The sequence below is a fragment of the Shinella sp. OV683 genome, from assembly GCF_057787725.1.
Genome location: NZ_CM173543.1, coordinates 4,471,279 through 4,497,168 on the forward strand (window position 1 = coordinate 4,471,279; position 25,890 = coordinate 4,497,168).

The 25,890-nt window shown below is 61.3% G+C and carries 21 protein-coding genes and 1 riboswitch; of the genes, 3 read left to right on the forward strand and 18 right to left on the reverse strand.

Translation table 11 applies throughout. The features are described from left to right. Window positions 1–82 precede the first annotated feature (82 nt). Complete coding sequence (locus tag ACXHRN_RS21580; protein ID WP_488638351.1) at window positions 83–1,015, forward strand: LysR family transcriptional regulator; 933 nt, start codon at window positions 83–85, stop codon at window positions 1,013–1,015. A 110-nt stretch (window positions 1,016–1,125) separates the two neighbouring features. Further along, window positions 1,126–1,989 (forward strand): alpha/beta fold hydrolase, encoded by an 864-nt coding sequence (locus tag ACXHRN_RS21585; protein ID WP_488638352.1) that lies wholly within the window; start codon window positions 1,126–1,128, stop codon window positions 1,987–1,989. 54 nt (window positions 1,990–2,043) lie between these two features. Here ACXHRN_RS21585 and ACXHRN_RS21590 read toward each other — a convergent pair whose 3' ends face one another. The 11 genes from ACXHRN_RS21590 to ACXHRN_RS21640 all read right to left on the reverse strand — a co-directional run bounded on the left by ACXHRN_RS21590 (window position 2,044) and on the right by ACXHRN_RS21640 (window position 13,330). Beyond that, the gene (locus ACXHRN_RS21590) at window positions 2,044–3,285 is read right to left on the reverse strand and encodes an SfnB family sulfur acquisition oxidoreductase (protein ID WP_488638353.1); all 1,242 of its coding nucleotides are present in this window, start codon (window positions 3,283–3,285) and stop codon (window positions 2,044–2,046) included. 25 nt (window positions 3,286–3,310) lie between these two features. Further along, entirely contained in the window at window positions 3,311–4,087 is a 777-nt protein-coding gene (locus ACXHRN_RS21595) for an ABC transporter ATP-binding protein (RefSeq protein ID WP_488638354.1), read from the reverse strand. A 338-nt stretch (window positions 4,088–4,425) separates the two neighbouring features. Beyond that, the gene (locus ACXHRN_RS21600; RefSeq protein WP_488638355.1) at window positions 4,426–5,763 is read right to left on the reverse strand and encodes an ABC transporter substrate-binding protein; all 1,338 of its coding nucleotides are present in this window, start codon (window positions 5,761–5,763) and stop codon (window positions 4,426–4,428) included. Window positions 5,764–5,825: 62 nt separating this feature from the next. Beyond that, on the reverse strand, window positions 5,826–6,872 hold the full coding sequence (locus tag ACXHRN_RS21605) for a branched-chain amino acid ABC transporter permease (protein ID WP_488638356.1): 1,047 nt from the start codon (window positions 6,870–6,872) through the stop codon (window positions 5,826–5,828). Between the two features lie 3 nt (window positions 6,873–6,875). Next, entirely contained in the window at window positions 6,876–7,772 is an 897-nt protein-coding gene (locus ACXHRN_RS21610) for a branched-chain amino acid ABC transporter permease (RefSeq protein WP_488638357.1), read from the reverse strand. Beyond that, entirely contained in the window at window positions 7,772–8,686 is a 915-nt protein-coding gene (locus ACXHRN_RS21615) for an ABC transporter ATP-binding protein (RefSeq protein WP_488638358.1), read from the reverse strand. Before ACXHRN_RS21615 ends, ACXHRN_RS21610 begins: the two co-directional genes overlap by 1 nt. A gap of 91 nt (window positions 8,687–8,777) precedes the next feature. After that, window positions 8,778–9,887: a dimethylsulfone monooxygenase SfnG gene (sfnG, locus tag ACXHRN_RS21620; protein WP_488638359.1), complete on the reverse strand. Its 1,110-nt coding sequence runs from the start codon at window positions 9,885–9,887 to the stop codon at window positions 8,778–8,780. 25 nt (window positions 9,888–9,912) lie between these two features. Next, a complete protein-coding gene (gene msuE / locus ACXHRN_RS21625; RefSeq protein ID WP_488638360.1) occupies window positions 9,913–10,509 on the reverse strand; it encodes an FMN reductase in 597 nt (198 codons plus the stop codon). Window positions 10,510–10,713: 204 nt separating this feature from the next. Continuing rightward, a complete protein-coding gene (locus tag ACXHRN_RS21630) occupies window positions 10,714–10,956 on the reverse strand; it encodes a hypothetical protein (protein WP_488638361.1) in 243 nt (80 codons plus the stop codon). A gap of 3 nt (window positions 10,957–10,959) precedes the next feature. Beyond that, the gene (locus tag ACXHRN_RS21635) at window positions 10,960–12,066 is read right to left on the reverse strand and encodes an FAD-binding oxidoreductase (protein WP_488638362.1); all 1,107 of its coding nucleotides are present in this window, start codon (window positions 12,064–12,066) and stop codon (window positions 10,960–10,962) included. Window positions 12,067–12,082: 16 nt separating this feature from the next. Then, window positions 12,083–13,330, reverse strand: coding sequence for an aromatic ring-hydroxylating oxygenase subunit alpha (locus ACXHRN_RS21640; RefSeq protein WP_488638363.1), 1,248 nt, complete (start codon window positions 13,328–13,330; stop codon window positions 12,083–12,085). Between the two features lie 125 nt (window positions 13,331–13,455). Then, a riboswitch (cobalamin riboswitch) is annotated at window positions 13,456–13,657 on the reverse strand. A 164-nt stretch (window positions 13,658–13,821) separates the two neighbouring features. Here ACXHRN_RS21640 and ACXHRN_RS21645 point away from each other — a divergent pair. Further along, window positions 13,822–14,259 (forward strand): OsmC family peroxiredoxin, encoded by a 438-nt coding sequence (locus ACXHRN_RS21645; protein WP_488638364.1) that lies wholly within the window; start codon window positions 13,822–13,824, stop codon window positions 14,257–14,259. A gap of 284 nt (window positions 14,260–14,543) precedes the next feature. Here ACXHRN_RS21645 and metH read toward each other — a convergent pair whose 3' ends face one another. The 7 genes from metH to ACXHRN_RS21680 all read right to left on the reverse strand — a co-directional run bounded on the left by metH (window position 14,544) and on the right by ACXHRN_RS21680 (window position 25,866). Further along, the gene (gene metH / locus ACXHRN_RS21650) at window positions 14,544–18,326 is read right to left on the reverse strand and encodes a methionine synthase (protein ID WP_488638365.1); all 3,783 of its coding nucleotides are present in this window, start codon (window positions 18,324–18,326) and stop codon (window positions 14,544–14,546) included. Between the two features lie 169 nt (window positions 18,327–18,495). Further along, complete coding sequence (locus tag ACXHRN_RS21655) at window positions 18,496–20,043, reverse strand: calcium-binding protein (RefSeq protein ID WP_488638366.1); 1,548 nt, start codon at window positions 20,041–20,043, stop codon at window positions 18,496–18,498. 405 nt (window positions 20,044–20,448) lie between these two features. Then, complete coding sequence (trpA, locus tag ACXHRN_RS21660) at window positions 20,449–21,285, reverse strand: tryptophan synthase subunit alpha (protein ID WP_488638367.1); 837 nt, start codon at window positions 21,283–21,285, stop codon at window positions 20,449–20,451. Window positions 21,286–21,287: 2 nt separating this feature from the next. Beyond that, window positions 21,288–22,475, reverse strand: coding sequence for a tryptophan synthase subunit beta (gene trpB / locus ACXHRN_RS21665; protein WP_488638368.1), 1,188 nt, complete (start codon window positions 22,473–22,475; stop codon window positions 21,288–21,290). A gap of 8 nt (window positions 22,476–22,483) precedes the next feature. After that, entirely contained in the window at window positions 22,484–23,416 is a 933-nt protein-coding gene (locus tag ACXHRN_RS21670; RefSeq protein ID WP_488638369.1) for an ABC transporter permease, read from the reverse strand. Then, entirely contained in the window at window positions 23,413–24,927 is a 1,515-nt protein-coding gene (locus tag ACXHRN_RS21675; protein ID WP_488638370.1) for a sugar ABC transporter ATP-binding protein, read from the reverse strand. The genes ACXHRN_RS21670 and ACXHRN_RS21675 overlap by 4 nt, the downstream gene beginning before the upstream one ends. 24 nt (window positions 24,928–24,951) lie before the next feature. Then, a complete protein-coding gene (locus ACXHRN_RS21680) occupies window positions 24,952–25,866 on the reverse strand; it encodes a sugar ABC transporter substrate-binding protein (RefSeq protein WP_488638371.1) in 915 nt (304 codons plus the stop codon). Window positions 25,867–25,890 lie beyond the last annotated feature (24 nt).

Sequence of the window (25,890 nt, forward strand, 5' to 3'; positions counted from 1 at the left end):
AAGTGTTGTGCATTTATGGACCCGATGGCAGGGCAAGACAAACCATATTTACTCATGCCGCCATGAGGTTTAGTAATACCCCATGTCATCCATCCAGCGCCGTCTCTTGCCTTCGATCTCCTCGCTCACCGCCTTCGACGCGGTAGCGCGGCTGGGCAGCTTTTCGGCTGCGGCTGCCGAGCTTTCCTTGACGCAGGGTGCGATCAGCCGGCAAATCGCTGGTCTGGAGGACCAGGTTGGCATCGCGCTTTTCGACCGCAACAGCCGTGGCGTGAGCCTGACCGCGACCGGCCGGGAATACGCAAAAGGCATAGAAGAGGTGCTGGGCCGTATCCGCACGCTGACGCTGGAGGCCATGGCCAAGGGGCCGGCCAATTCGCTCAGCCTTGCCATCCCGCCAACCTTCGGGACGCGCTGGCTGATGCCGCGCATGCCCGGCTTCGTGCGTGAAAACCCCGATATCATCATCAATTTTGCCACCCGCATTGGCCGCGTCGATTTCGAGGCGGAGGAGATCGACGCGGCGATCCATGTCGGCCGGCCGGACTGGCCGGATGCGAAATGCGACCTGCTGATGCAGGAAATGGTGGCGCCGGTCTGCAGCCCGGAATTTCTGCGCGCCAATCCGGTGCGTTCACCTGAACGATTGTTGTCGCTGCCACTGATCAATCTTGCCTCGCGGCCGGGCGCATGGGAACACTGGTTTGCGAGCCTCGGCATTGAGGCAAGGCTTGCCGGCGGCATGCGGTTCGAGCAGTTTTCCAACGTCGCGCAGGCCTGCATTGCCGGCCTTGGCGTGGCGCTGATGCCACTCTTCCTCATAGCGTCAGAATTGAAGAGCGGACAGCTGGTGCGCGCTTACGATCATCCGGTCGAAAGCCTGAGCGCCTATTATCTCGTCCGGCCACTGCGCAAAGTGTCCTACCCACCCGTCATGGCCTTTTCTAATTGGCTGATGGAGGAGGCTGAGGCATTCGAAGCAGAGGGCAGCACCGACAGCGTCATCGCCTGGTAGTCTTTTCGCCACCAGAAAAAACATGCTGAGGCATTGTCGGCATCGGCAGATGTTGTTCGTCTTTCAGTCATCGCCGGCACAGGCCGCGCTGAAAAAGAGGAGAGGAATTCATGTTTCGTCGCTTGTTGATTGTCATGGCCATGCTTGTTGCCGGTCCGGCCTTCGCCCAGTCTCAACCGGTGGGTAACCGGGTAAAGGTCAATGGCATGGAGATGTACTATGAGGTTTCCGGCCAGGGCGAGCCGCTGATCGTGCTGCACGGCGCCTATATGAACATCCCGGCGATGGGGGCGATCATCCCCAGGCTCGCGGAGCACCACAAGGTCTATGCGCTCGAATTCCAAGGCCATGGCCGCACCACGGATATCGACCGACCCATCACCTACCCCAATCTTGCCGATGACGTCGCTGCCTTCATGGACGCGGTCGGCGTCAAGAAAGCCGATGTGTTCGGCTATTCGATGGGTGCCGCCGCCGGCCTGCAACTGGCGATCAGGCATCCCGAGAAGATCAACAAACTCATCCTAGCATCGGTCGCCTATGACGAAACGGGCTGGCAGCCGGCAATGAGGGCCTTCATTCCGCAGATGAGCGTAGAGATGTTCGTCAACATGCCGTTTGCGCAGGAATATAAGAAGCTCGCCGCCAATCCCGATGGATTCCCGGAACTGGTGCGCAAGCTGATCGCGTTGGAAAAGGAGCCGATGGCCTGGGAAGCAGACGTCAAGAAGCTGAAGATGCCCATCCTGATCATCTCAGGGGACTCGGATGTCGCGACGCTTGAACATACGGTCAAACTGTTCCGTCTGCTCGGCGGCGGCGAGATGGGTGATATGGGCAAGCCCCTGCCCGCCTCGCGACTCGCCGTGTTGCCCGCCACCTCGCACACCGCAGTCATCGACCAGACCGACCTGCTGATGGGCTTTATCGAACCGTTCCTGAAGGGCGAGACGCCGAAGGGTATGTTTCAATAAATGAGGAGAGATGAAGTCGTGAAGGGGCTGCCAGGTCGCAGCCCCTTCTTTCGCTTAACTCCAGGCGTGGAGCGGTGGCTTCTCGCCGTTGAGGTAGTACTTGCCAAGGATGGAGTATTTCCAGCGCACCGGATCATGCAACGTGTGTGTCCGGGCATTGCGCCAATGGCGATCGAGATTGTGTTCGGCGAGGGTCGAACGCGTACCCGCGAGTTCGAACAGCTTGTTGGTGGCCTCGATGGCGATCTCGGTCGACAGGATCTTGGCTTCGGCGGTGATGATCTGGGCTTCGGCGACTGTCTCGGCGGTCGGGTTGGCGACGGCACGGTCGATGGCGTAGCCTGCCTTCTCCAACAGCGCCTGCGCCGCATGCAGCCGAAGGTTCAGGGTGCCGACAGCCTGGATCGTGTAGGGATCATCCCAGGCGTTATCGACGCCGCTATCGACCCAGGCGCGCGACTTGGTGCGGACGAAGTCGACGGTTTCCTTGATCGCGGCAGAGGCAATGCCGGTATCGACTGCCACCTGGATGATCTGGAAGATGGCGCCGTCGGCCGTCGGCTTGTCGTAGCCCTTGTAGCCTGGCACGACCCATGCCTTGTCGACCTTGACATTGTCGAGGATGACGGTGCCGGAAAGCGTGGTGCGCTGGCCGAAGCTCGACCAGTCGTCGACCACCGTCAGTCCCGGCGCATCGCGGTCGGCGATCGCATACCAGGCGCGACCCTGATCATCGAGCGCGACGATCGGCACCTTATGGGCGAGCAGCGCTCCAGAAGAATAGAATTTCTGGCCGTTGACAACAACATGGTCGCCGTGATCGGTGAACTTGGTCTCGAAATCAGCGGCGCGCTTGGAGCCAAATTCCGAAAACGCGTTGCCGAAGCGAGTGCCCTTGAGCACCTCGCCGAACAGCAGCTTCTGCTGCGCCTTGTCGGAGACCGTGCGAATGGCAGCGACGACGCCCAGGTGGTTCTGGGAAATCTGGCCGATCGACGAATCCGCTTCCGAGATGATCTCGACCACTTTTGCAAGCGTCGCATAGGAGACTTCCGGGCCGCCGAATTCCTTCGGCACATTGATCGACCAAAGGCCGCTCTGCGAGAAGGCATCAAGCTCTGCTTGCGGCCAGATCCGTTCGCGGTCGCGCTGGGCGGAGTCCTTGATGAACTCCGCCGCCAGCTTGTGAGCGATGGCAATCGCCTCGGCATCCGACTTGATGATGTGCGCCGACTCGGAAGGACGCTCCACCGCCGGCACGCCGACGACGCTGGTGTTCTTGGCGAGGATATTCATGTCGTTTCTCCCATGGAAAACTGGTTCAGGCTGCGGGCCTGTCGGTGGCGAGGGCTGCGGCCTCACCGAGATAGAAAGCCTTGATGTCGGCGCGCTGGCGCAATTCCGATGCCGGGCCCGACAGCACGGCCACGCCGTTTTCGATGACGGTGGCGTGATCGGCATATTTCAGCGCGACCGTCGAATTCTGTTCCGCGACAAGGATGGACAGTCCCTCAGCCGCATTCAATCGCTTGAGCGACAGGAAAATGTCCTTGATGATCAGTGGCGCCAGCCCCATCGAGGGCTCGTCGAGTACCAGCAGGCGCGGGCGTGACATCAGGGCGCGGCCTATCGCGGTCATCTGCTGCTCGCCACCCGAGGTGAGGCCCGAGGATGTGTGGCGCTTCTGCTTGAGGCGCGGGAATGTCACATAGACCTTTTCAAGATCATCGGCGATTTCGCGCCGGGAGGAACTGCGACCGAGACCACCAGATACCAGGTTCTCTTCGACCGACAGGCTCTTGAAGCAGTGACGTCCTTCCAGCACCTGCACGAGGCCGGCGCGCACCAGCTCTGCCGGGCTTGAGCTGCGAACGTCACGACCCTCGAAGATGATCTGGCCCGATGTCACCTGGCCGCGCTCGGCCGGCAGCAGATTGGATACGGCCTTCAGCGTCGTCGATTTACCGGCGCCGTTGGAACCCAGCAGCGCCAGGATCTCGCCACGGCGAAGAGCGAAGCTCACCCCATTCAGCGCCTTGATCGTCTGGGAGTAGGTCGCGTAGACGGATTGTGCTTCCAGCAGGATCTCATTCGACATTGTGGTCTCCATGCCACCGGAGCGGCGAAAAAAGTCGGCATGCGGGAGCGCGAAGTGTGGGTGACGGGACCCCGCATGCCTCAGGCCCTTTCAGGCCTTAGGGTGAATGACCAGTTGATGGCCATCTTGTTTATGTGGTGTGAGATTACCCCTCACCAACTTCGGCCATGGGTTCGCTACGCTTACCCGGCCTGCGTATCCTCTCCCACAAGGGGAGAGGTAAACTCGCGGCGATCCCTCATCCTTGCCTCTCCCCTTGTGGGAGAGGATAGCAAGTCCGCGAGAGGAGAAGCCGATCGCTGGACGCGCTTGGTGAGGGGGTAACCGCCCGACGCCAATCAGTTCGTCGCCTGCTCGGCATCTTCCGCCGTGCGCAGCTTGATGTTCTTTTCCTTGGCATAGGCCTCGGCGGACTTTTCGATGATTGGGCGCAGCAGCTTCCAGTCCGGTGCGATCCAATCGGAAGCAACGTTCCACTTCTTGCCGTCCCACTGCTGGAAGGTCACGTAGCCATCGCCTTCATGGTTGTCCCAAGTGACGTTGATGGAGTGGAACAGATCCTTGGCGCCGAGCGCGGCGACCTTGGCTTCGTCGAGCTTGAGGTGCTCGAAGCCCCAGCGGACTTCATCGCCTGTCAGGGTGCGCTTGCCGAATTTCGCCTGGGCGATGCGGATTGCCTCGACGTTGAGAATGCCGTTGACGATGCCGAGATTGTGGTAGACCGAGCCGATACGCTTCTTGTCCTCAAGGTTGCCCTTGCCGTTGTCATAGAGCGTCTTGACGATCTCCTTGACGACCGGATACTCGGCGCCCGATGTCTGGGTGGTGATGGCGGTGTAGCCGATCGCCGCTTCGCCGGCCGGGATTACGTCCTCTTCCGAATTCGACCAGACATTGCCGACGATCTTGGTGGCGGGGAAACCGACCTTCTGGGCGGTCTTCAGGGCCACAGGGTTCATCACGCCCCAACCACGCAGAACGACGTAGTCAGGCTTTGCACGACGGATGGTCAGCCATTGCGACTGCTGTTCGTTGCCGGGATGCGGCACTTCGATCTGCTGGACGGTGAAGCCATATTTTTTGGCAAGCAGTTCATAGATCGGAATGGTTTCCTTGCCATAAGGCGAGCCGTGATAGAGCACGACGATCTTCTTGTCCTTGAGCTTCTCCAGGCCGCCTTCCTTGGAGGCGAGATAGTTGATGATGCCCGAGGTCTCGCTGTACGGGTTGAGCAGCAGCGGGAAGACATAAGGGAAGACGCGACCGTCAGTGGAGTCCGTGCGGCCGTGGTTGACGGTGATCAACGGCACCTTGTCGGCCGAGATGCGATCGATCATCGCATAGGCGATACCGACGGACAGCGGATTCCAGGCTGCGGCGGCCGGATGGCTCTTCTGGCGCTCGTAGCATTCGACGCCACGCTCGACTTCATACTGGGTTTCGCACTCGTCCCAGGTGAGCTTGACACCATTGACGCCGCCGTCGCGAGTGTTGATCAGGTTCATATAGTCGATGAACCCGCCGAAGAACCCCGTACCGCCGGCAGCATAAGGCCCGACGCGATAGCTCTGGAGCGGAAAGTACTGCTCGTCCGCATGGGCGGGCGCGAGGCTCGCAGCGGAGGTGAGAGCGAGCGCGGCCGCGGCCGTTCTCAACGTGGTTTTCAGTGTAGGCATCGGCATGCTCCTTGGTAGTGGACCGGACACCCCGGCCGATTGAATTGATGAATGCGTGTCCTCTAAGCGGCCACGCCGCCCAGTCTGACCCTGACCCACCGGACGGCACGGCTGCCCAGAGCAGCCAGGCCATCCGGCTCGAGGATCAGGAATGCAATGATGAGTGCCCCGAGAACGATGCGCTGGCTCATATCCAGCACGCCGGAGTCGAAGAGATCACCCAGCAGGAAAGAGCCGATCCGCGACAGCACCACCGGGAAGACCACGATCAGGGCCGCACCGAAGAAGGCGCCGCGAATGGTCGCCAGTCCACCGATGATGACGATGAACAGGATCTGGAACGAGCGATCGAGGTTGAAGCCCGCCGGCTCGACGGTGCGCAGATAGGCGAAGGCCCAGAGCACTCCGGCCACCCCGATGATGAACGAGGACAGTGCGAAGGCGAGCAACTTGGTCCGCAGCACCGGGATGCCGATGACCTTGGCGGCCGTCTCGTTGTCACGGATGGCGATGAAATTGCGCCCGGTCTGCGAGGTGACGATGCGCCAGGAGAGGTAGGTGAGTACGGTGACGACGCTAAGCGCGAAGATATAGCGGCCGATCGAGCCGGAGAAATCGACGCCGGCGACAATCAGTGCCGGGGCATCGATGACGCCGGACGGATTGTCGTTGGAGAACCAGCCGAACTTGGTCAGCGCCCATTGCACGAAGAACTGCGCGGCGAGTGTCGAGACGGCGAGATAGAAGCCGCGCAGCCGCAGGCTCGGCAAGCCGAAGATGATGCCGACACCGGCGGCGACGACACCGGCCGCGATGATGCTGATAATCAACGGCAAGCCATCGATGCGCAGGTTGAAATTGAAGGCTGCGAAAGCGCCGACGGCCATGAAGGCAGCGCTGCCGAGCGAAACCTGGCCGGCATAGCCCGTCAGGAGGTTTAGCCCGACGCCAGCCAGCGAAAGCGCCAGGAAAGGCAGCAGGATCGCCTCGATCAGGTAGCTCGACGAGAAGAACGGAACGATACCGAAGGCGATGGCGAGCACGCCAGCCGGCAGCAGCCAGGTCGGCAGCTTCTGCGGTTCGACGGATGTGGAAACGACTATGGCCATCGGTCAGACCCTTTCCACGAGCTTCTGGCCGAACAGGCCCGAAGGACGGATGAGCAGGAAAGCAAGCGCCAGCACATAGGCGAACCAGCCTTCGATGCCGCCGCCGAAATATTCGCCGATATAGACCTCGGCGAGCTTTTCCGACGCACCGATGATCAGGCCGCCGACGATGGCGCCCGCAATCGAGTCAAAGCCGCCCAGCACCAGAACCGGCAGCGCCTTGAGCACGACAAGCGAGAGCGAGAACTGAACCCCGAGACGCGCGCCCCACAGCAGCCCCGCCACCAGCGCCACCAAGCCCGACGCCGCCCAGACAGTCGCCCAGATGCGTGGCAGGCGGAGACCGACGGCAAGGGCCGCAAACTGGTCGTCAGCGACCGCTCGGAAGCTGAGGCCGACGCGGGTGTAGCGGAAGAACAACGTCAATCCGGCGACCATGACCGCCGCCACGCCTGAAGCGAAGAGGTCGAATTTCGAGATGAAGATGCCGTAGAATTCGAAGGGCACATCCTCGATGCCGAGGTCGAGCCCATGCACCTGGGTTCCCCATATCAGCTGCGCAGCGCCCTCGATCATGTAGGAGAGGCCCAGCGTGGCCATGAACAGCGTGATCGGCGGCTTGTTGACCAGGGGCCGAAGCACCGTCCGCTCGACCGCAATGCCCATCAGCACCATGATGCCGAAGGTGATGATCAGCGACAGCGCAAAGGGCACGCCGCGCTCGACCAGGCAGACGAAGGTCAGCGCTGCAAACAGCAGCATGGCGCCCTGGGCGAAGTTCAGCACGCCCGAGGTCTTGTAGATCAGCACGAAGCCGATCGCGACCAGCGAATACATGACGCCGGACAGCAGGCCGCCGGTGAGCACTTCGAGGAAGAAAAGATAGTCGAAATCGGCCATCAGAGGTCATCCTCTTCATGCTCGCGGTCGATGCCGAGATAGGCGTCGATGACGGCCTGGTCGTTGCGGACCTGATCCGGCGTGCCGTCGGCGATCTTTCGGCCGTAATCGAGCACGGCGATGCTGTCGGAGAGGCCCATGACCACGCCGATATCATGTTCGATCAGGATGACGGTCGTGCCGTAGCTTTCGCGGGCGGCGCGGACGAAGCCGGCCATCTCCTGCTTTTCGGTGGCGGTCATGCCGGCCATCGGCTCATCGAGCAGCAGGATCTGCGGATTGGGAACCAGCGCCCGGGCGAGTTCGACCCGCTTCTGCAGGCCATAGGGCAGCGCGCCAGCAAGCTTTTCTGCGACATCGCCAAGATGGAGGAACTCGATGATCTGTTCGGCACGTTCCCGCGCCTCTCTTTCTTCGCGGCGAGCGCGGCCTATGCCGATGGCCTGGCCAAGGAAGGTTGAACGACGAGCGAAGGCCAGGCCGGACATGATGTTGTCGAGAACCGTCAGCCCCTTGAACAGCGCCAGATTCTGGAATGTGCGCGCGATGCCCAGGCGAGCGGCTTTCTGCGCCGGCACCTGACGAAAGCTGCGGCCATTGATGTGAACGCGGCCAGAATCCGGCTGGTAAAGCCCGCACATGATATTAACGAGCGAACTCTTGCCGGCACCGTTCGGGCCGATAATGGCGCGGATCTCGCCGGATTTGACGGCGAGATCGACATTCGACAGCGCCGTTACACCGCCGAAGGAAATCGTGATGTCCTCAAGCGCCAGGACTGGTCGTTCCTGAAGAATGACCGCCTCGGCCTTCTCGACCGTCCGAGCTCTCGGCTCGGCATGCGGCAGCGAAGGATATTCGCGCAGCGTCGCCGTGCCATCGAGGGCCGAAAATGTGTAATGCGCGTCCAGCATTTCGTTCTCCCACATCGCTCGGAGCAAGGCTCCGCCGTCGCAGTTCGCGCAGGCGCGCGAACCACCTTTTCAATTCCTGTCGGAAACTCTGTTACTCGGCTGCGGCCAGCGTCCGTTCTTCCTCGGCTTCCAATTCGCGGATCAGCGGGATGACGTGCTTGCCGAAATACTCCACCTCTTCCTGGAAGTGCAGGAAGCCAAGCAGGATCAGGTCTGCACCAGCATTCTTGAGGCCGATGACGCGCTCGGCCACCTGTTCGGGTGTGCCGATCAGGTTGGAGCGGAAACCGTCATTGTACTGGACGAGATCCTGGAAGGTGGATTTCGCCCAATTGCCTTCCTTCTCAGGCGAAGCATTACCGGCATTCTGGACTTCATGATGGAAGCCCTTGACCGCATCGGGAATGGCCTTGTCGATGATCTCGGCCAGCAATTCCTGCGCTTCCTTTTCAGAGGAGCGGACGATGCCGAAGGCATTGATGCCGATCTTCGTCTTCCAGGGCTTGCCGAACTGCTTCTCCTTGGTGCGGATATCATCGACCTGGGCTTGCAAGCCTTCCGGTGTGTTGCCGTTGGTGAAGTACCAGTCGGAGACGCGCGAGGCCATGTCTCGCGCGGCGCGGGACGAGCCACCCTGGAAGACCTGCGGCAGGTCGCCGAGCGGCTTCGGGCGCATCGTGTAATCGGTGAAACGATAGAAGTCGCCGCGCAGGTTGAAGTTGTCCTCGCTCCAGATGCCTCGAACGGCGCGGATGAATTCCTCCGAGCGGCGGTAGCGCTCGTCATGGTCGAGCCAAGGCTCACCGATGGCGGCAAACTCGCCCCGGAACCAGCCGGACACGACATTGATGTCGACGCGGCCATTGGTGAGCTGGCTGATGGTGGCGATCTGCTTGGCGAGCAGCGCCGGCGTCCACGGACCCGGCAAAACGGCGGCGATGACGCGGAGTGTTTCCGTCGCGGCCAGCAAGGCATGCGAGAAGGACACCGATTCATGCTGATTGTCGGCTCCGTAGCCGGCGGTGAAACGAATCTGGCTGAGCGCATAGTCAAAGCCCGAGGCCTCGGCGATCTGCGCCAGCTTGCGGTTATAGTCGATATCCCAGCTGGTGCGCTGTTCGATCGAGCTGATTACCAGCCCGCCGGAGACATTCGGCACCCAGTAGGCAAATTTCAACGGTTCTTTCTTGAGCTGCGTCATAGCTTTCTCCATCCACACTTAAAGTTCACGCCCGGAGACGCGTTTGCCCAACCGGGCCTTCCGAATTGGCCTGGGCGATCAGGCCCGGCGTTGCTGGCACGATGGCGTCGAGTTCCCGCACTGCGGCTTCGATGCGCTTGGCGATTTCGGGATTCTTGACTGCATAGGCGTCGAAGTCGCTCTCGAGTGCATAGACGGCGGTGGGCAGCGTCAGCGCCTTGAAGAAACCGAACAGTGGCCGGAGCTGATGCTCGGTCACCAGCCCATGCAGCGGGGTGCCGCCGGTTGCGGCGAGAATCACCGGCTTGCCGATCAGCGACTCGAAATGCACGAGATCGAAGAGATGCTTGAGCGCGCCCGAGTAGGAGGCGCGATAGACAGGGGAACCGACCACGAGAATGTCGGCGCTTTCGACTGCCGCGACGATTTCCTTGCCTGCATTGTCCAATTGGTCCGAGCGCAACGCTTTGAAAAGGACAGGAGCGGCATCGATCAAATCGATCTTGCGCGTCTCGATCCCGAAGCGGTTTTCGATCGCCAGCAAAATTGCATCCACCAATGATGCAGTGCGCGACGGCGTGCGGACATTTCCGGAGATACCCAGGATCTTAAGGCGCTGCATCAATGCGGTTCCAGTTTCAAATTCACATAATACATATATTTAATAGATTTTATTGGCAAACGAAAATATTCCAGCCGACCCGGGGATGACGGGACCTTTGTTGCGGAAATTTGGCTTTAAAGAAAAAAATTACCGAAAGAGCGCATTCCGTCGCGCAGCGACCTGTGGTCAAAAAATGCCATTCAGACCAGAGGTTTACACATTTCAGTGCTGCAACCGGCGGCGGGAAGGCCGGGCCTGCGATGGAAAATGGCTTGCCTGCTCCAGCATGGTTCTGAGGCGAAGCGTGGTCTCGCAGATATGTTCGAGGCGATTGAGCCCCACGATTTCACTGCGCGCGGCCTGGGCGACATCGGCGTTATGCGGCAGTCGCAAGAACCAGGCGAGAAACAGATCCTCGGAGGACGCCGACTTGTGACTATCCAGCTGGTCTGCCGCCACATCCATGCTCTACGCCTCGATTTCGACCGCGGTCAGCGGTCGCGAGCAGCAGGCGAGGATGTAGCCGTCCTCGATCTCACGATCGAAGATGCCGCCATTGTGGTTCATCTCCACCTCGCCGGAACGTTTCCTGACCTTGCAGGTGCCGCAGAGACCGGATTCGCACGCTGCCGGGATTCGCACTCCGACCGCTCGAGCCGTCTGCAGAACCGTCTGCCCCGGCGCGCAAAGCGCTTGTTCGCCAGAGCCGAGGAAGCTGACGGAATGCCGAAGGCCGATCTCCTCGCCTTCGACCGCATCGTCATTGGCGGGCTTCTGCGCGGTCTCTGTGAGTGCGGTGGCGCCAAAGCTTTCCTGATGATAGCGGCCCATGTCGAAGCCTTCGGCGCGCACGATGTTACTCACCGCCTTCATGAAGGGGTCGGGACCACAGCAGAAGATCTCCCGGCCGATGAAGTCGGGTGCCAGCATCGCGAGCTTCTGGATGTCGATGCGTCCCATCAGGCCAGCCCAGGGCGTGACGCCCGACCGCGTCTCAGGCAGGAAGCCGAGCTTGAGGTTGGGCATGCGGGTGGCGAGATGTTCGAGCTCGCCTCTGAAGATGATGTCCTCCGGCCGACGCGAGGAGTTGATGAACGTGACGTCGGTGCCCGGTGCACAATCGGCAAGCCAGCGCAGCATCGACATGCCAGGCGTGATGCCCGAGCCGGCCGAGACGAACAGATATTTCCTGGCGGGACTGCGGCCCAGGGTGAAATGCCCGCTCGGTCCATAGGCGCGTACGCGGCTACCGGCCCGGACGTTGTCGAACATCCAGCGCGTGCCGATGCTATTCGGCTGCGCCTTGACGGTGATGGCGATGGCATAGGGCCGCGAGGGCGAAGACGAGATCGTGTAGGTGCGATGCAGGTCGCCGCCTTTGGCCCTGAGTTCCACCGTGATGAACTGCCCCGGCATGTAGCGGAACCAGCCGCCGCCCTCCACCGCGAAGGTGAAGGTCTTGACGTCAGGCGCCTCGTCGATGACGCCGGTGCAAACCAGCATCTGGCGGGCAGAATTCCAGGGCTGCATCTCATCGAGATGCGTCGGTGCCGAAACGGTGCTCATCACGTTCATCGCCATCTCCTATCGATCAGGCGACGGAGCGCAGGGCGGGCTTGCCCAAGCCGGCGAGGCGGTCTTCCATGAAGCTCGAATACCACTCGACGAACTGGGCGACGCCGCCTTCATGCACTTCCGAATAAGGGCCGGGCTGGTAAGCCGGCGAATGGATGCCGAAAGCGTTTTCCTCGACGATCTGGCGATCCTGGTCGTTGGTCTCGGTCCAGACATGGGTCAGTTCTTCGAGGCGATAGTCAATGCCTTCAACTGCATCCTTGTGGACCAGCCACTTGGTGGTCACAGCCGTTTCGGTGGCGCTGATCGGCATGACCCGGAAGGTGATGGCGTGGTCGCTCAGCACATGGTTCCATGTCGTGGGATAGTGATACAGCAACAACGAGCCGATGCGATCCATGTTGACCTGGTCGGACAGCCGCATCTGCACGGCCTTGCGGCCCGAGATCGTGTAGCTGATCGCATCGCGCAGCAGCGGAACACGCGTCGTGCGGAACTGGCCGCGATCGTCGATCACGAAGGCGCTCGGCAGGCCGGCGGCCTCGCATTTCTCCCAATGCGCAGCGATTTCCGGATCTTCGGCAGCGCCATTGACGCCAGTGACGCTGGGCGCCTCGGGGAAGGTCTTGCAAAGCTCGGGATGGTTGCCGGCGCAATGGTAGCATTCGCGGTTGTTTTCCCAGACGAGCTTCCAGTTGCCCTTTTCGATGATCGTGCTCTCGAAGGCGATCTTGGCGTCGCGCAGGCGATGCGGCAGGAAATAGGGTTCCATCGTCTTGGCAAACGGCGCGAAATCCATCGGCTCGTCGGCAAGACAGATGAAGATGTAGCCGCCGGCGTTCTCGCAGGCCACGGGCTTGAGGCTGAAATTCGACGTGTCGAAATTGTCGCCCATCTGGCGGGCATAGAGCAGCTGTCCGTCGAGCTCGTAGGTCCACTGGTGATAGGGGCAGACAAGCTTTGCAGTCGAACCCCGATGCTCCTGGCAGACGCGACTGCCGCGATGGCGACAGGAATTGTGAAGCGCATTGATCTTGCCGTCATTGCCGCGGACGATGACCACCGGATAGGCGCCCACCTGCACCGTCATATAGTTGCCGGCATTGGGGATCTCGCAATCGTGGCCGATGAACAGCCAGTCCTTGTACCAGATCTGCTCGAGGTCCATCTGATGATAGGCCGGATCGATATAGAAGGGCTGATCAAGGCTGTAGCCGGGTTTGCGGGCTCTGAGCCGCGAGAGCATTTCGGATGGAATGTCCATGGTCGGTCCTCGTTATTGCAAGGACTGGGCATGGTGGACTTGAGGGAAACGAGCGCCCGCAAACAGGCCGGACAGACATCCGGCAGTCACAGGTCATCCGTCTCTTGACCGCCCACCGCGATCAGTCGAGTTCAAAATCCGAGGCTGGTTTCCGGGCTCCGAAGTGGTCCGGCCGGACCCTTGCAACTCCTTCCCAGGTTTTCACCCAGTGGACTCCCGTTGCAAGCACACTTCGCTACCGTTGCGGGGGCAGCGCCGGAATTACACCGGCTTCCCAATTCTCCGAGCGGATCCAACCCGCCCAGCACCTCGATGACGTTGATATGACCATAGGCATTGCGACATCGGCGGTGCATTTGCGACATCGAGATGGCGCCGTGGAAACAAAATTATAGAATGCGAAAATAGCTGGCGCGAGGCCCAACCAATTTGCCAACTTATGCGTTATGTTTCGTCGGCTTTACCGCCCATCAAACCCAATGGAGGACGTCATGAAAAGAACCGCACAGGCAATCTGGCAGGGCACTCTCACCGAAGGCAGTGGCACCCTAAGCTCGCTCAGCGGCGCACTTTCCAGCCTGCCCTACTCGTTCAAGGGTCGATTCGTCGATGAATCCGGCCAGTCCGGCACCAACCCCGAAGAGCTGATCGCGGCTGCGCATGCCGGCTGCTTTGCCATGCAGCTCTCGCATTTCCTGGCCGAAAACGGCACGCCGGCGACGAAGCTCGACGCGACGGCCACCGTCTCGTTGGAGCCGGATGCAAGCGGCGGCATGTCGATCAAGTCGAGCAACATCACGCTTGTCGGCACCGTGCCGGGCATAGACGAGGCAAAGTTCAAGGAACTGGCCGACAAAGCCAAGGCCGGCTGCCCGGTGTCGCGGGCGCTCGGCGCAATCCAGGTCGGGCTGGATGCCAAGCTGGGGTGAGTTTTGAAAAGGCTGCGAACCGAGGGACAATCTATCGCCCCTTATCGTTGCCGCATTTCACCCCTCACCAAGCGCGTCCAGTGATCGGCTTCGCCTCTCACGGACTTGCTATCCTCTCCCACAGGGGGAGAGGTAGCGTGCCACAAGCTTCGCCCTTGCTTGAGGCAAGACAGTTTCGCGAGCCTACCTCTCCCCTTGTGGGGGAGGATACGAAGGCCGGGTAAGCGTAGCGAACCCTTGGCCGGAGTTGGTGAGGGGTAAATTCCCCTGCCAACGTATCGCTCTCACTCCGCAGCCAGCGCCACAGGAGCCGGCACATAATTCAGCACGGGCCCAAGCCAGCGCTCGACATCAGCTATCGGCATGTTCTTGCGGGCGGCATAGTCCTCGACCTGGTCCCGCTCGACCTTGGCGACGCCGAAATAGTAGCTTTCGGGATGGCTGAGGTAGATGCCCGAGACCGAGGATCCCGGCCACATCGCATAACTCTCCGTCAGGCTGACGCCGGCCGCGTTTTCAGCATCCAGCAGCTCGAACAGCGTCGCCTTTTCGGTGTGATCGGGCTGCGCGGGATAGCCCGGCGCCGGACGAATGCCCTGATAAGGCTCGCCGATCAGGTCTTCGGGCTGGAACGTTTCGTCAGCCGCATAGCCCCAAAACTCCTTGCGCACAACTTCGTGCATGCGCTCGGCGAACGCCTCGGCGAAGCGGTCGGCGAGCGCCTTGACCAGAATCGACGAATAGTCGTCGTTGGCGCGCTCGAAGCGTTCGGCAATGGCCACTTCCTCGATGCCGGCCGTGACCACGAAACCGCCGAGATAATCGGCCTTGCCGGAAGACACCGGTGCGACGAAATCGGCAAGCGCGACATTGGCCTTGCCGTCACGCTTGGTCAGTTGCTGTCGGAGTGTGAAGAAGGTCGCCAATTCCTCGGCTCTCGTTTCATCCGTGAACAGCCTGACGTCGTCGCCAACAGCATTGGCAGGCCAGAAACCGATCACGGCCCTGGGCGCGAACCATTTCTCCTCGATGATCTGCTTCAGCATCGCCTGCGCGTCATCAAACAGTTGCCGGGCTGCAGCACCCTGCTTTTCATCTTCGAGGATGGCGGGATAGCGGCCTTTAAGCTCCCAGGTCTGGAAGAACGGCGTCCAGTCGATATAGCGCGCGAGATCGGCGAGATCCCAGCCATCGAAGGTTTTCGTGCCGAGGAACGAGGGCTTGGGCGGCGTATAGTGGGTCCAGTCGATTTTGTGGGCATTGGCGCGCGCGGCCGTAAGCGAGACGCGCTGCTTGGCGGACTCCGCCTTGTGATGGGCATCGGCCACCTTGCGATATTCGGCCTGGATGGTTTCGACATAGCCGGGCTTCATCTCTGCGCTCAGCAGGCTGGAGACGACGCCCACGGCGCGCGACGCATCGGTGACATAGACCGTCTGCCCCGCCTCATAGCGCGGATTGATCTTTACCGCCGTGTGCACGCGGCTGGTGGTCGCGCCGCCGATCAGCAGGGGGATGTCAAAACCCTGCCGTTCCATCTCGGAGGCGACATGCACCATCTCGTCGAGCGAGGGCGTGATCAGGCCGGAAAGGCCGATAATATCGACCTTCTCGTCCTTCGCGATCTGCAGAATCTTCGCCGCCGGCACCATGACGCCGAGATCGATGATCTCGTAATTGTTGCAGGCGAGCACGACGCCGACGATGTTCTTGCCGATGTCGTGGACGTCGCCCTTGACTGTAGCCATCAGGATCTTGCCGGCGGTCTCACGCTCGCCGATGATTCCGTTGGCGGCATTGGCAAGCTTCTCCGCCTCCATGTAAGGCAGCAGTACCGCCACCGCCTGTTTCATGACCCTCGCCGATTTGACCACCTGCGGCAGGAACATCTTGCCCGCGCCGAAGAGGTCGCCGACGACATTCATGCCGGCCATCAGCGGCCCTTCGATGACATGCAGCGGACGCTCGACATTTTGGCGGGCCTCCTCGGTATCGAGGTCGATGAATTCGGTGATGCCGTTGACCAGCGCGTGTCCTAGCCGCTTCTCGACCGGCCATTCACGCCATTTCAGATCCTTTTCCTTGGCCTCCTTGCCGGCCGTGCCCTTGTAGCGCTCGGCAAGTTCCAGCATGCGCTCGGTGGCGTTGGAATTGCGGTTGAGCACCACGTCCTCGCAAGCCTCGCGCAGTTCCGGATCGATGGATTCATAGACCGCCAGCTGACCGGCATTGACGATGCCCATATCCATCCCAGCCTGGATGCAATGGTAGAGGAACACGGCATGCATCGCCTCACGCACCGGCTCGTTGCCGCGGAACGAAAAGGAGAGGTTCGAGACGCCGCCGGAGATATGCACATGCGGCAGCGTGGCGGTGATATCGCGCGTCGCATTGATGAAATCGACGCCGTAATTATTGTGCTCCTCGATGCCGGTGGCGACGGCGAAGATGTTGGGGTCGAAGATGATGTCTTCGGGCGGGAAACCGGCCTCTTCGGTCAGCAGCTTGTAGGCCCGGGTGCAGATCTCGACCTTGCGGGCATGGGTGTCGGCCTGGCCCTGCTCGTCGAAGGCCATGACCACGACGGCCGCGCCATAGGCCCGGACCAATCTGGCATGGTGCAGGAACGCTTCCTCGCCCTCCTTCATCGAGATCGAATTGACCAACGGCTTGCCCTGAACGCATTTCAGGCCGGCCTCGATCACTTCCCATTTGGAGCTGTCGATCATGACGGGAACGACGGCGATATCGGGTTCGGCGGCGATGAGGTTGAGGTATTCGACCATCGCCTGCTTGGAATCGATCAGGCCCTCGTCCATGTTGATGTCGATGATCTGGGCACCGTTGGCGACCTGATCGCGCGCGACGTCGAGTGCTGCAGCATAGTCGCCCGCCGTGACCAGCTTGCGGAACTTGGCCGAGCCGGTGACGTTCGTGCGCTCGCCGACATTGACGAACGGAATTTCCTTGGTCAGCGTGAAAGGCTCGAGGCCAGACAGCCGCATCAGCGGCCCATGCTCGGGAACCTGGCGCGGTGGATATTTGGCCACCGCCGCCGCAATCGCTCTGATGTGATCGGGCGTCGAACCGCAGCAACCGCCGACGATGTTGACGAGGCCGTCGCGAGCGAATTCCTCGATCTGCGCGGCCATGAATTCCGGGCTTTCGTCGTATTGGCCGAACGCATTCGGCAGGCCGGCATTGGGATAGGCGCAGGTCAATGTGTCAGCGACAATGGAGAGTTCGTCCAGATGCGCACGCATTGCGTTGGCACCGAGCGCGCAATTCAGGCCAATCGTAAAGGGGTTCGCGTGGCGCACCGAATGCCAGAAGGCCGTCGGGGTCTGGCCCGACAGCGTGCGCCCGGAGAGATCGGTAATGGTGCCGGAGATCATCACCGGCAGGTCGACGCCCTTTTCCGCAAAGATCTCCTTGCAGGCGAAGATTGCCGCCTTGGCATTCAGCGTATCGAAGATCGTCTCGATCAGGATGAGGTCGGCGCCGCCATCGATCAGGCCGCGCAGCTGCTCGCCATAGGCGATGCGGAGATCGTCGAAGGTGACCGCGCGATAGCCGGGATTGTTGACATCCGGGGACATGGAGGCCGTACGGTTGGTCGGACCGAGCGCGCCGGCCACGAAGCGGCGCTTGCCGTCGATCGCCTCGGCGCGAATTGCCGCCCGCCGAACCAGCCGGGCGCCATCGCGATTCAGCTCATAGACCATGTCCTGCATGCCGTAGTCGGCCTGGGCGATGGAGGTCGAAGAAAAGGTGTTGGTCTCGATGATGTCGGCGCCAGCGAGTGCGTACTGGAAATGAATCTCCTCGATCGCAGCGGGCTGGGTGAGAATCAGCAGATCATTGTTGCCCTGCTGGTGGCAGGCGCAGCCGCCGAAGCGCTCACCGCGAAAGTGATCTTCGGCATAGCCGAGACCCTGGATCTGGGTGCCCATCGCGCCATCGAGAATGAGAATACGCTCGCGCGCTGCCGACATCAGCGCGTCACGGGCATTGAGGGTTTGCTTGTTTGGGGTCTTGTCGAAAAGCTCGTTCAACGCAGCCGACATGGCGCACTCCCGTATTCACATAAAGATATCGTTATGTGTTTATATTATTTTCGTTGCGGTGACAACTATTCAATTTGCGCCAAGCTGAATTCGCAGATACGCGCAACGAAAAAAGCCGCCGTTGGCGAACCAACGGCGGCAAGGGAACGAGCAAGGCACTCGTCGGAGCTTAGAGGTCGAAGTAGCCGGCCTTCAGGGCGACTGCATCGTCGAGATGGATGGCGAAGTCGGCTTTGCCGTTGCCATCGGTGTCGCCGTAGATCCAGGTGTCGCTCTTTTCCATGACGATGCGCAGCTCGCCGGCCTTGTCATGGAAAGCGGCATCGCCGATGAACTTGAATGCCTGGTCTCCGCCTTTGCTGATATTGGCATCGATGTCCGAGAGATCGATCGTATCGCCCGACTTGCCATTGAAGTCGAAGATCGTGTCGGCCTTGGCATTCGTCTTGCCGGTGTCGCCGAGCGCAAAGAAGAAGGTGTCGGCACCAGCGCCACCGGTCAGGCTGTCGATGCCTGCACCGCCATAGACGTTCTCGGCTGCGCTCGAACCCTTGAAGGTGTCGGCGCCATCACCGAGCATGACATCGCCGATGACGTTCGAGCCAGCCTTGAACGTCACAGTGTCGTTGCCGCCGCCCATGACGATGTCGCCAATGATCGTGCCCTTGTTGGTCAGCGTGTCAGCCCAGTCGCCAACGATCTTGATCGCTTCGTCAGTCGCCTGGATGATGCCGGCATTGAAGATCGTCGTTGCAGCTAGGGCGTTGCCCTCAGCGCTGTCATCGACCTGGATGCCGCGCTGGACGCTGAAGATCGTGCCGCCGGCAAAGTTGTTGATCGTGCCGCCACCGACCGCAATGGCCTCGGAATGGTTGGTGCCGCCGTCATGTTCGCCATTGGCACCCATACCGCCGATAAAGCCGTAATTGTCGAGATCGAGCAGACCATCGGCATCGACCGCGTCGCCGTCGCTGTCCGCGTATGTCTTGGATTCGCCGAGGATCGTGCCGTAATTGGTGACGGTCAGCGTGCTGGTGGCATCGTTGTCGAAGTTCAGGCCGGCGCCGTTGCGGCCGACGATCTTGCCACCAAGGTCGTTGACGATTGTCATGCCGATATCGGCTGTGATGCCGTGGCGCGATCCCTCAATGATGGCACCAGCATAATTGTGAATGCTGTTGCTGGTACCTTCGCCGAGATCGATGCCGTCGCCGCCGGTCTCGCTGGGGTCGCCATTGGCATCGTATTCATCGCCGGAAACGATGATCTTGCCCCAGTTGTTGAGCGTCAGGTTGGAGGCGTCCTTGATGATGTCCTTGCTGGCATCGTCCTGGGTCATCACGCCGGTGGAATAATTGTTGACGATGAAAGTGGCGCCAGCCGTCGAGAGTTCCAGTGCATTGTTGTCGCGGCCACTCATCAGGCCGTAGTTTTCGACCGTCACGGTCGCGCCGGTGCCCAGGTTCTTGAACTTCATCTCGATGTCGACCAGCGCGCCGAGATTGTTGGTGAAGGTCAGTGTGCCGGTGGTGCCCGCGACCGAGATCAGCGACTGGTCGGCCGAATCGCTGATCGTACCGTTGTTGATGACGGTGACGGCGGTGTCGGTACCAGACCAGGTGATGGCATCATCGCCCGTGACATCAAGGATGTCGTCAACTGCGATCGTGTAGGTATCGGTGCCGGTGACAAAAACCGGCGTGGTGATGGTGGTCATGATCTTCTCCCAACATGGCGGCTCGGCGGGCGCGAAAAGCGCAAACGACCGAAACAATGGATTGTCCGGGCATGCCCGGCTAATGGCGAAGCAATGTCGCAGGCCGCGGATTTATGATCCCAGCAGATGCGTGACGGCTTTATCGACAGGGAAAATGACGTGGTCTTGACAGTTTGATGACAGCCAGATGACAGGGCGTGATCGTTTGCGGTTCATTATGACAGGGAGGTTAAGTCCCCTCCCCACAAGGGGGGCCAAGCCTCAGCCGGCTCACAATCCCGAATGTAAACTCTGTGAATCTTGAAATGTTGTGATTGAGCAAGTGGCTGCAGCAGACAAGCCCCTCCCCCTTGTGGGGAGGGGTTGGGGAGGGGAATCTTCAGCCTTGGTGGGAGGGAACCTGTCTTAACCGGCAGTCGCCGCATCGATCGCAGCGCGATACTCCACAATGGCGGCAGTCAATGCATCCTCGAACGCATCCGCCGGCAATTCCGATCTCAGCGTCTCGAAATGATCGATGAGTGAGGTGGCCACGATGACGCCGTCGGCGATCGTGGCGACACCCGCCGCCATTTCCGGCGTCTTGACGCCGAAGCCAACCATGACAGGCAGGCTCGATACTGCGCGGCAGCGCTCCACGGCTTCGGCGATCGCTTCCAGCGATGCTGACGGTCCGCCGGTCGGCCCCGCCACCGGAATACAATAGAGAAAGCCGCCGATCCCCGGCTTTTCGACCGTGAAGTCCTCGGGCGACAGCGTGGGCGCCGCAAGCGGGATCATCACAAGCCCGTGCTGGGCGAAGGCGGCGAGCAGGCTGCCGGCCTCGCGGATCGGAAAATCGGCCGCGATCACGCCATCGATACCTGCCTTCGCTGCCCGTTCTGCGAAGACTTCGTAGCCCATCACCGCAATCGGATTGGCATAGCCCATCAGGATGACCGGGGTGACATTGTCATGCTCGCGAAAGGCGGCGACGAGATCGAGCGTTCGCGACAGGTTGCCACCCGCCGCCAGACCGCGGCGGTTGGCCTTCTGGATCGTCGCGCCATCAAGGATCGGATCGGAATAGGGATGACCGATCTCGATGAGATCGATGCCCGAGGCAGCAAAGGCCTTGAGGCGTTCCAGGCTCTCTTCGAAGGACGGATCGGACGCCACCGTGAAGGTCACGAACGCCTTGCGCTTCTGGGCAGCCAGTCGGTCGAACATGGCATCGATGCGGCTCGCTTGCTTGTTCGCCATCGTCATGCCTCCGGCCAGATGATGTCGAGGTCCTTGTCGCCTGATGACGGCACCATGACCACGACGACCTCGGACGGCTGCAAAGCGAGCGCTATCGTCTCAGCGGCTGCAACCGCATGGCCAGCCTCGAGCGACACGAGAATGCCTTCGCGTTCGGCCAGATGGCGCACGGCGTCGCGGGCGGCTTTATCGTTGATCGATACCGTCTCGGCGCGACCCGAGGCAACCAGATTTGCGAGTTCCGGCGCCGACCCCGGATAGGCCAGCCCCGGCGCGATCGAGCCGGTCGGCAATATCTGGCCGTTTTCGTCGCATAGCACCAGCGTCTCTGCGCCATGGAAAATGCCGTGCCGGCCGTGCGCCAGCCGCGCGGAATGCACCGCGCCTGCCTCGCCAGAACCTCCGGCCTCGACTGCGATTAATCGGATTTGCGGGTCGCTCCCGAATGCGGAAAATATTCCTATGGTCGACGAACCACCACCGACTGCCGAGACGATGGCTGCCGGGAGCATGCCGGACTCGATCATCTGCAGGCGGGTTTCGCGGCCAATCACCGCCTGGAAGGCGCCTACCATCTGCGGATAGGGATGCGCTCCGATTGGCGCACCGGCGACATAGGCGGTGCTGGTGCTGAACCCCATCCAGTGGCGGATGGCTGCCGATGTTGCGGCGTGCAGGGTCCGATCAGCGTCTTCGACCACGCGCAGATCGGCGCCGAAGGCACGCATCTTCTTGACCGCCGCCGGCTGCTGGGTGGCATCCTTGGCGCCCATATAGATAGTGCAGGGCATCGAGAAGCGGGCGGCAACGGCTGCAGTGGCGATGCCGTTCTGTCCGGAGCCAGTGTCGGTGACCACGCTGGCGAGCCCCATGCGCTGCGCAAGCAGGCACTGGCCGAGCGCGGAATTGGCGTAGTTGCCGCCGTTGAAGGTGAGGTCGTCGCGCTTGAGGAAAATGCGCGCTCCGCGCTCCGGCGCGATCAGTCGGCTCGCCTCGAAAATCGGCGTCGGCCGGCCGACGAAACGCTGCAGCAAATCGTCAAAGGCGGCATGAAAGGCTGGATCGGCCCAAGCGTTGTTGAAGGCCGCTTCCAGCCTGTCGAGCACCGGTAGCAACACCGGCGCCACGAACTGGCCACCGAAAGCCCCATAGCGGCCCGGCTTTGACTTTGCAGCGGTTAGATTTTGCACGCCCACCTCTATGCTCCCTGCTTGCCGATGCGACGGACGAGCACGGCTGCGAGGATGATCGTGCCGGTGATGATGTCCTGCAGGAATGTCGAGACGCCGAGGATGGTCAGGCCATTGCCGATGACGGCGATGATGGCTGCGCCCACCAGCGTGCCCGGCACGTTGGCCTCGCCCTCGCGGAAGGCGGTCATGCCGAGGAAGACTGCGGCATAGGCCGACAGCAGGTATCCGCCGCCGCCGGTGGGATTGGCGCTGCCGATGCGGCCCGTGAGCAACATTCCGACCAATGCTGCCAGCATGGCCGAAAGGATGAAGGCGACCATGGTGTTGGGCACGATGCGGACACCGGCGAGGCGTGAGGCTTCACGGTTGCCGCCGATGGCATAGAGCCTGCGTCCGAATTCGACCTTGTCGAGCAGCAGCCAGACGACAACAGCAACACCGATCAGCCACCATGTCAGTGTCGGAATGCCAAAGGTGTGACCGCGCGCCAGATCGCGGAAACCGTTGGGGATGTCGCCGAACAGGGTCGCGCCATCGGAGAGCCAGAAGGTGACACCGCCGATGATGGTGCCGGCCGCCAGTGTTGCGATAAAGGACAGCACTTCAAACTTAGCGACGATATAGCCGGATATCGCGCCGAAGACAGCGGCCGCAGCCAGCACGAGGAGACAGGCGACTGGCCCGGGCACACCGAGCTTGAAGAGAAAGACAATGCAGATGCCGCCGAAGGAGACCAGGGCTGCGGTGGAGAGGTCGAACTCGCCAACCGCCATCACCATCGTCGCGCCAATCGCGACGATGGCCAGCAGCGACATCTGCTGGGTGATGTTGATCAGGTTGCTCGGCGTGCCGAATGCGCCCGGCGAAGCGATAGAGAAGACGACGACGATCGCGATCAGGGCGATCAGCGTGCCATATTTCCTGGCAAGGCCGGTCATGCGAGAGGCTCTTTCTGTTTGTCTTGGTAAAAGGCTGCGGCAACGATGCGCTGTGGCGAAAGCTCTTCGCCTGTGAGTTCGGCGGTGAACTCGCCATTGGCCAGCACGAGAACGCGGTTTGCCAGCGTCAGCAGTTCATCCATGTCGCTTGTGGTCATCAGCACAGCCACGCCTTCGGAGGCGAGCCGGCGGACGATGGTGTGGATCTCGGCCTTGGCCCCGACATCGACGCCACGGGAGGGTTCGTCAAGGATCAGCAGGCGGATCTTGCCACCGAACCAGCGGCCGAACAGCAGCTTCTGCTGATTGCCGCCAGACAGCGTCAGCGGATGCGCCCAGGGCGAGCCCATCTTGATCGACAGCTGCTGCTTGATATCGAGCGCGCGGGCCGCCAGTTGCCTGCTGCTGGTCAGCGGCAGGCCGGGCGAGGACCGCACCGAGGCGAGATTGGTGATCGCCAGGTTTTCGGCGATGCTGCGAACGGTGATCAACCCCTCGCCGCGCCGGTCCTCCGGCACATAGGCACCGCCAGCAGCAATGCGGGCGCCGATATCGCCCGAGCGCATTGTCGCGCCATCGATGGAAACCGTTCCTCCTTCCGTGGTCCGCGAACCCCACAAGGCCGTCATGAAGGAGGAACGGCCGGCGCCGACAAGACCGTAGAGACCCACGACCTCACCTTCGCGCACCTCAAGCGAGACCTTGGAACCGCGTCGGCCAAAAGGCAGGTCCCGCACGTCGAGTACCGGCTTGCCGCCGGTGATCGTGGCAGCCCTGCCGCCACGAATTTCGTCATGCCCCGACATCAATTTCACCAGATCGCTGCGGGTGACATCGGCAATGGCACCCGTGCCCGTTGTGGCGCCGTTGCGCAGCACCGTGTAGCGATCGCAGATGTCCAGCACCTCATCGAGGCGATGGGAGATGAAGACGACGGCAACCCCGCGGGCAGACAGCGCCTTGACGGCCTTGTGCAGGCGCTCGGCCTCGCCATCGGACAGGGACGCCGTCGGCTCGTCCATGACGACAAGACGCGCTGGTTCGTTCATCAGCGCCCGGATGATCTCGACAAGCTGTTTCTGGCCGGTCGCCATGCGGCCGACGGGAATATCGAGCGGCAGGTCCGGCGCAATATCGCGCGCGGTGGCCGCGACTTTCGCATGCATTGCCGCGCGGTCGATGAACGGTCCGCGCTTGGGATAGGGCCGGCCGACAAAGGCGTTCTCGACGGCCGTGAAATGCGGCACGAGGCTGAGCTCCTGATGAATGAAGCGAAAGCCGAGATCCTCGGCATGCCGGACGCTGGTAATCGCCTCGGCCTTGCCATCAATACGGATCTCGCCGGAATCGGGCGTTACAAGCCCCGAGAGCGACTTGATCAGCGTCGACTTGCCTGCGCCATTCTCCCCCAGAAGCCCGTGCACGGAGCCGGCTTCCACCGAGAGATCGGCGCCAGCAAGCGCCCTCGCCCCGCTGAAGCGTTTTTCCAGTGCACGGATTTCCAGTAGCATCGGACTTGTCCCTTCAGTACGCGCTTACGGGCACTTCACGCCGAGCGATTCCGGCGTGATCGGCACGGCGGGGACATAGATCTCATCCTTCTCAGGCTTGCCACCAGCGAGGATCTTTTCGAGCTGCTCAGCGCCAACGCTCGCCATCTTCGGGAAATCCTGGCGCAGCGTCGCCTTGTAATGAGTGCAGGACTTGATCATGTCGACCGCCTGCGCATTGCCGTCGATGCCCATGATGATCAGCGTGGAATCCGGCTTCTCGGAGTCAGTCGCCAGTTCCGCGCCGATGCCGGGATCGTCGAAGGCCGCCCAGACGCCGTCGATCTCGTCGCCATGCTGGCGAAGGATGTTTTCCATGGCGATGCGGCCATCATCGACCGGCCCTGGAACCTTGACGAAGTGATCGGCGATGATCTTCACATCAGGATGTTTCTTCAGCACTTCGTCGAGTCCGAGTTCGCGCTGATGCACGCCGGGATGAGCCGAGTGGTAGAACTTGACGATGTTGCCCTTGCCGCCGATCGCCTTGATCAGGGTTTCCGACAGCTGGACGCCGAGATCGAAATTGTTGGAGGTGACATTGACGGCGACGTCAGCGTTCTTGGCGCCGTCGAGCGAGATCACCGGGATGCCGGCCTTGTGGGCGAGCGCCACCTGATCCTGCACCTGCGCGGGATCGGTCGAGATCAGCACGATCGCGCTGGCCTTGGCATTGACCGTGTCCTCGATGCGCGAGGCGAGCTGGCCGAAATCGTTGCGGGTGTCGATGATGGTCACCTTCCAGCCGCGCTTTTCACCATCGGCCTTGAAGGCCTGCGCCATCTCGTTGGTCGGGATCGAGCTGATATAGGGCGTCAGGATCGACACGTCGGTCGCCCATGCCGATGCGGTGGTCGATAGTAGCGCGGCGATGGCCGCTGATATCATTGAAAGTCTCATTTTCCTGCTCCTCAACTGGATGGT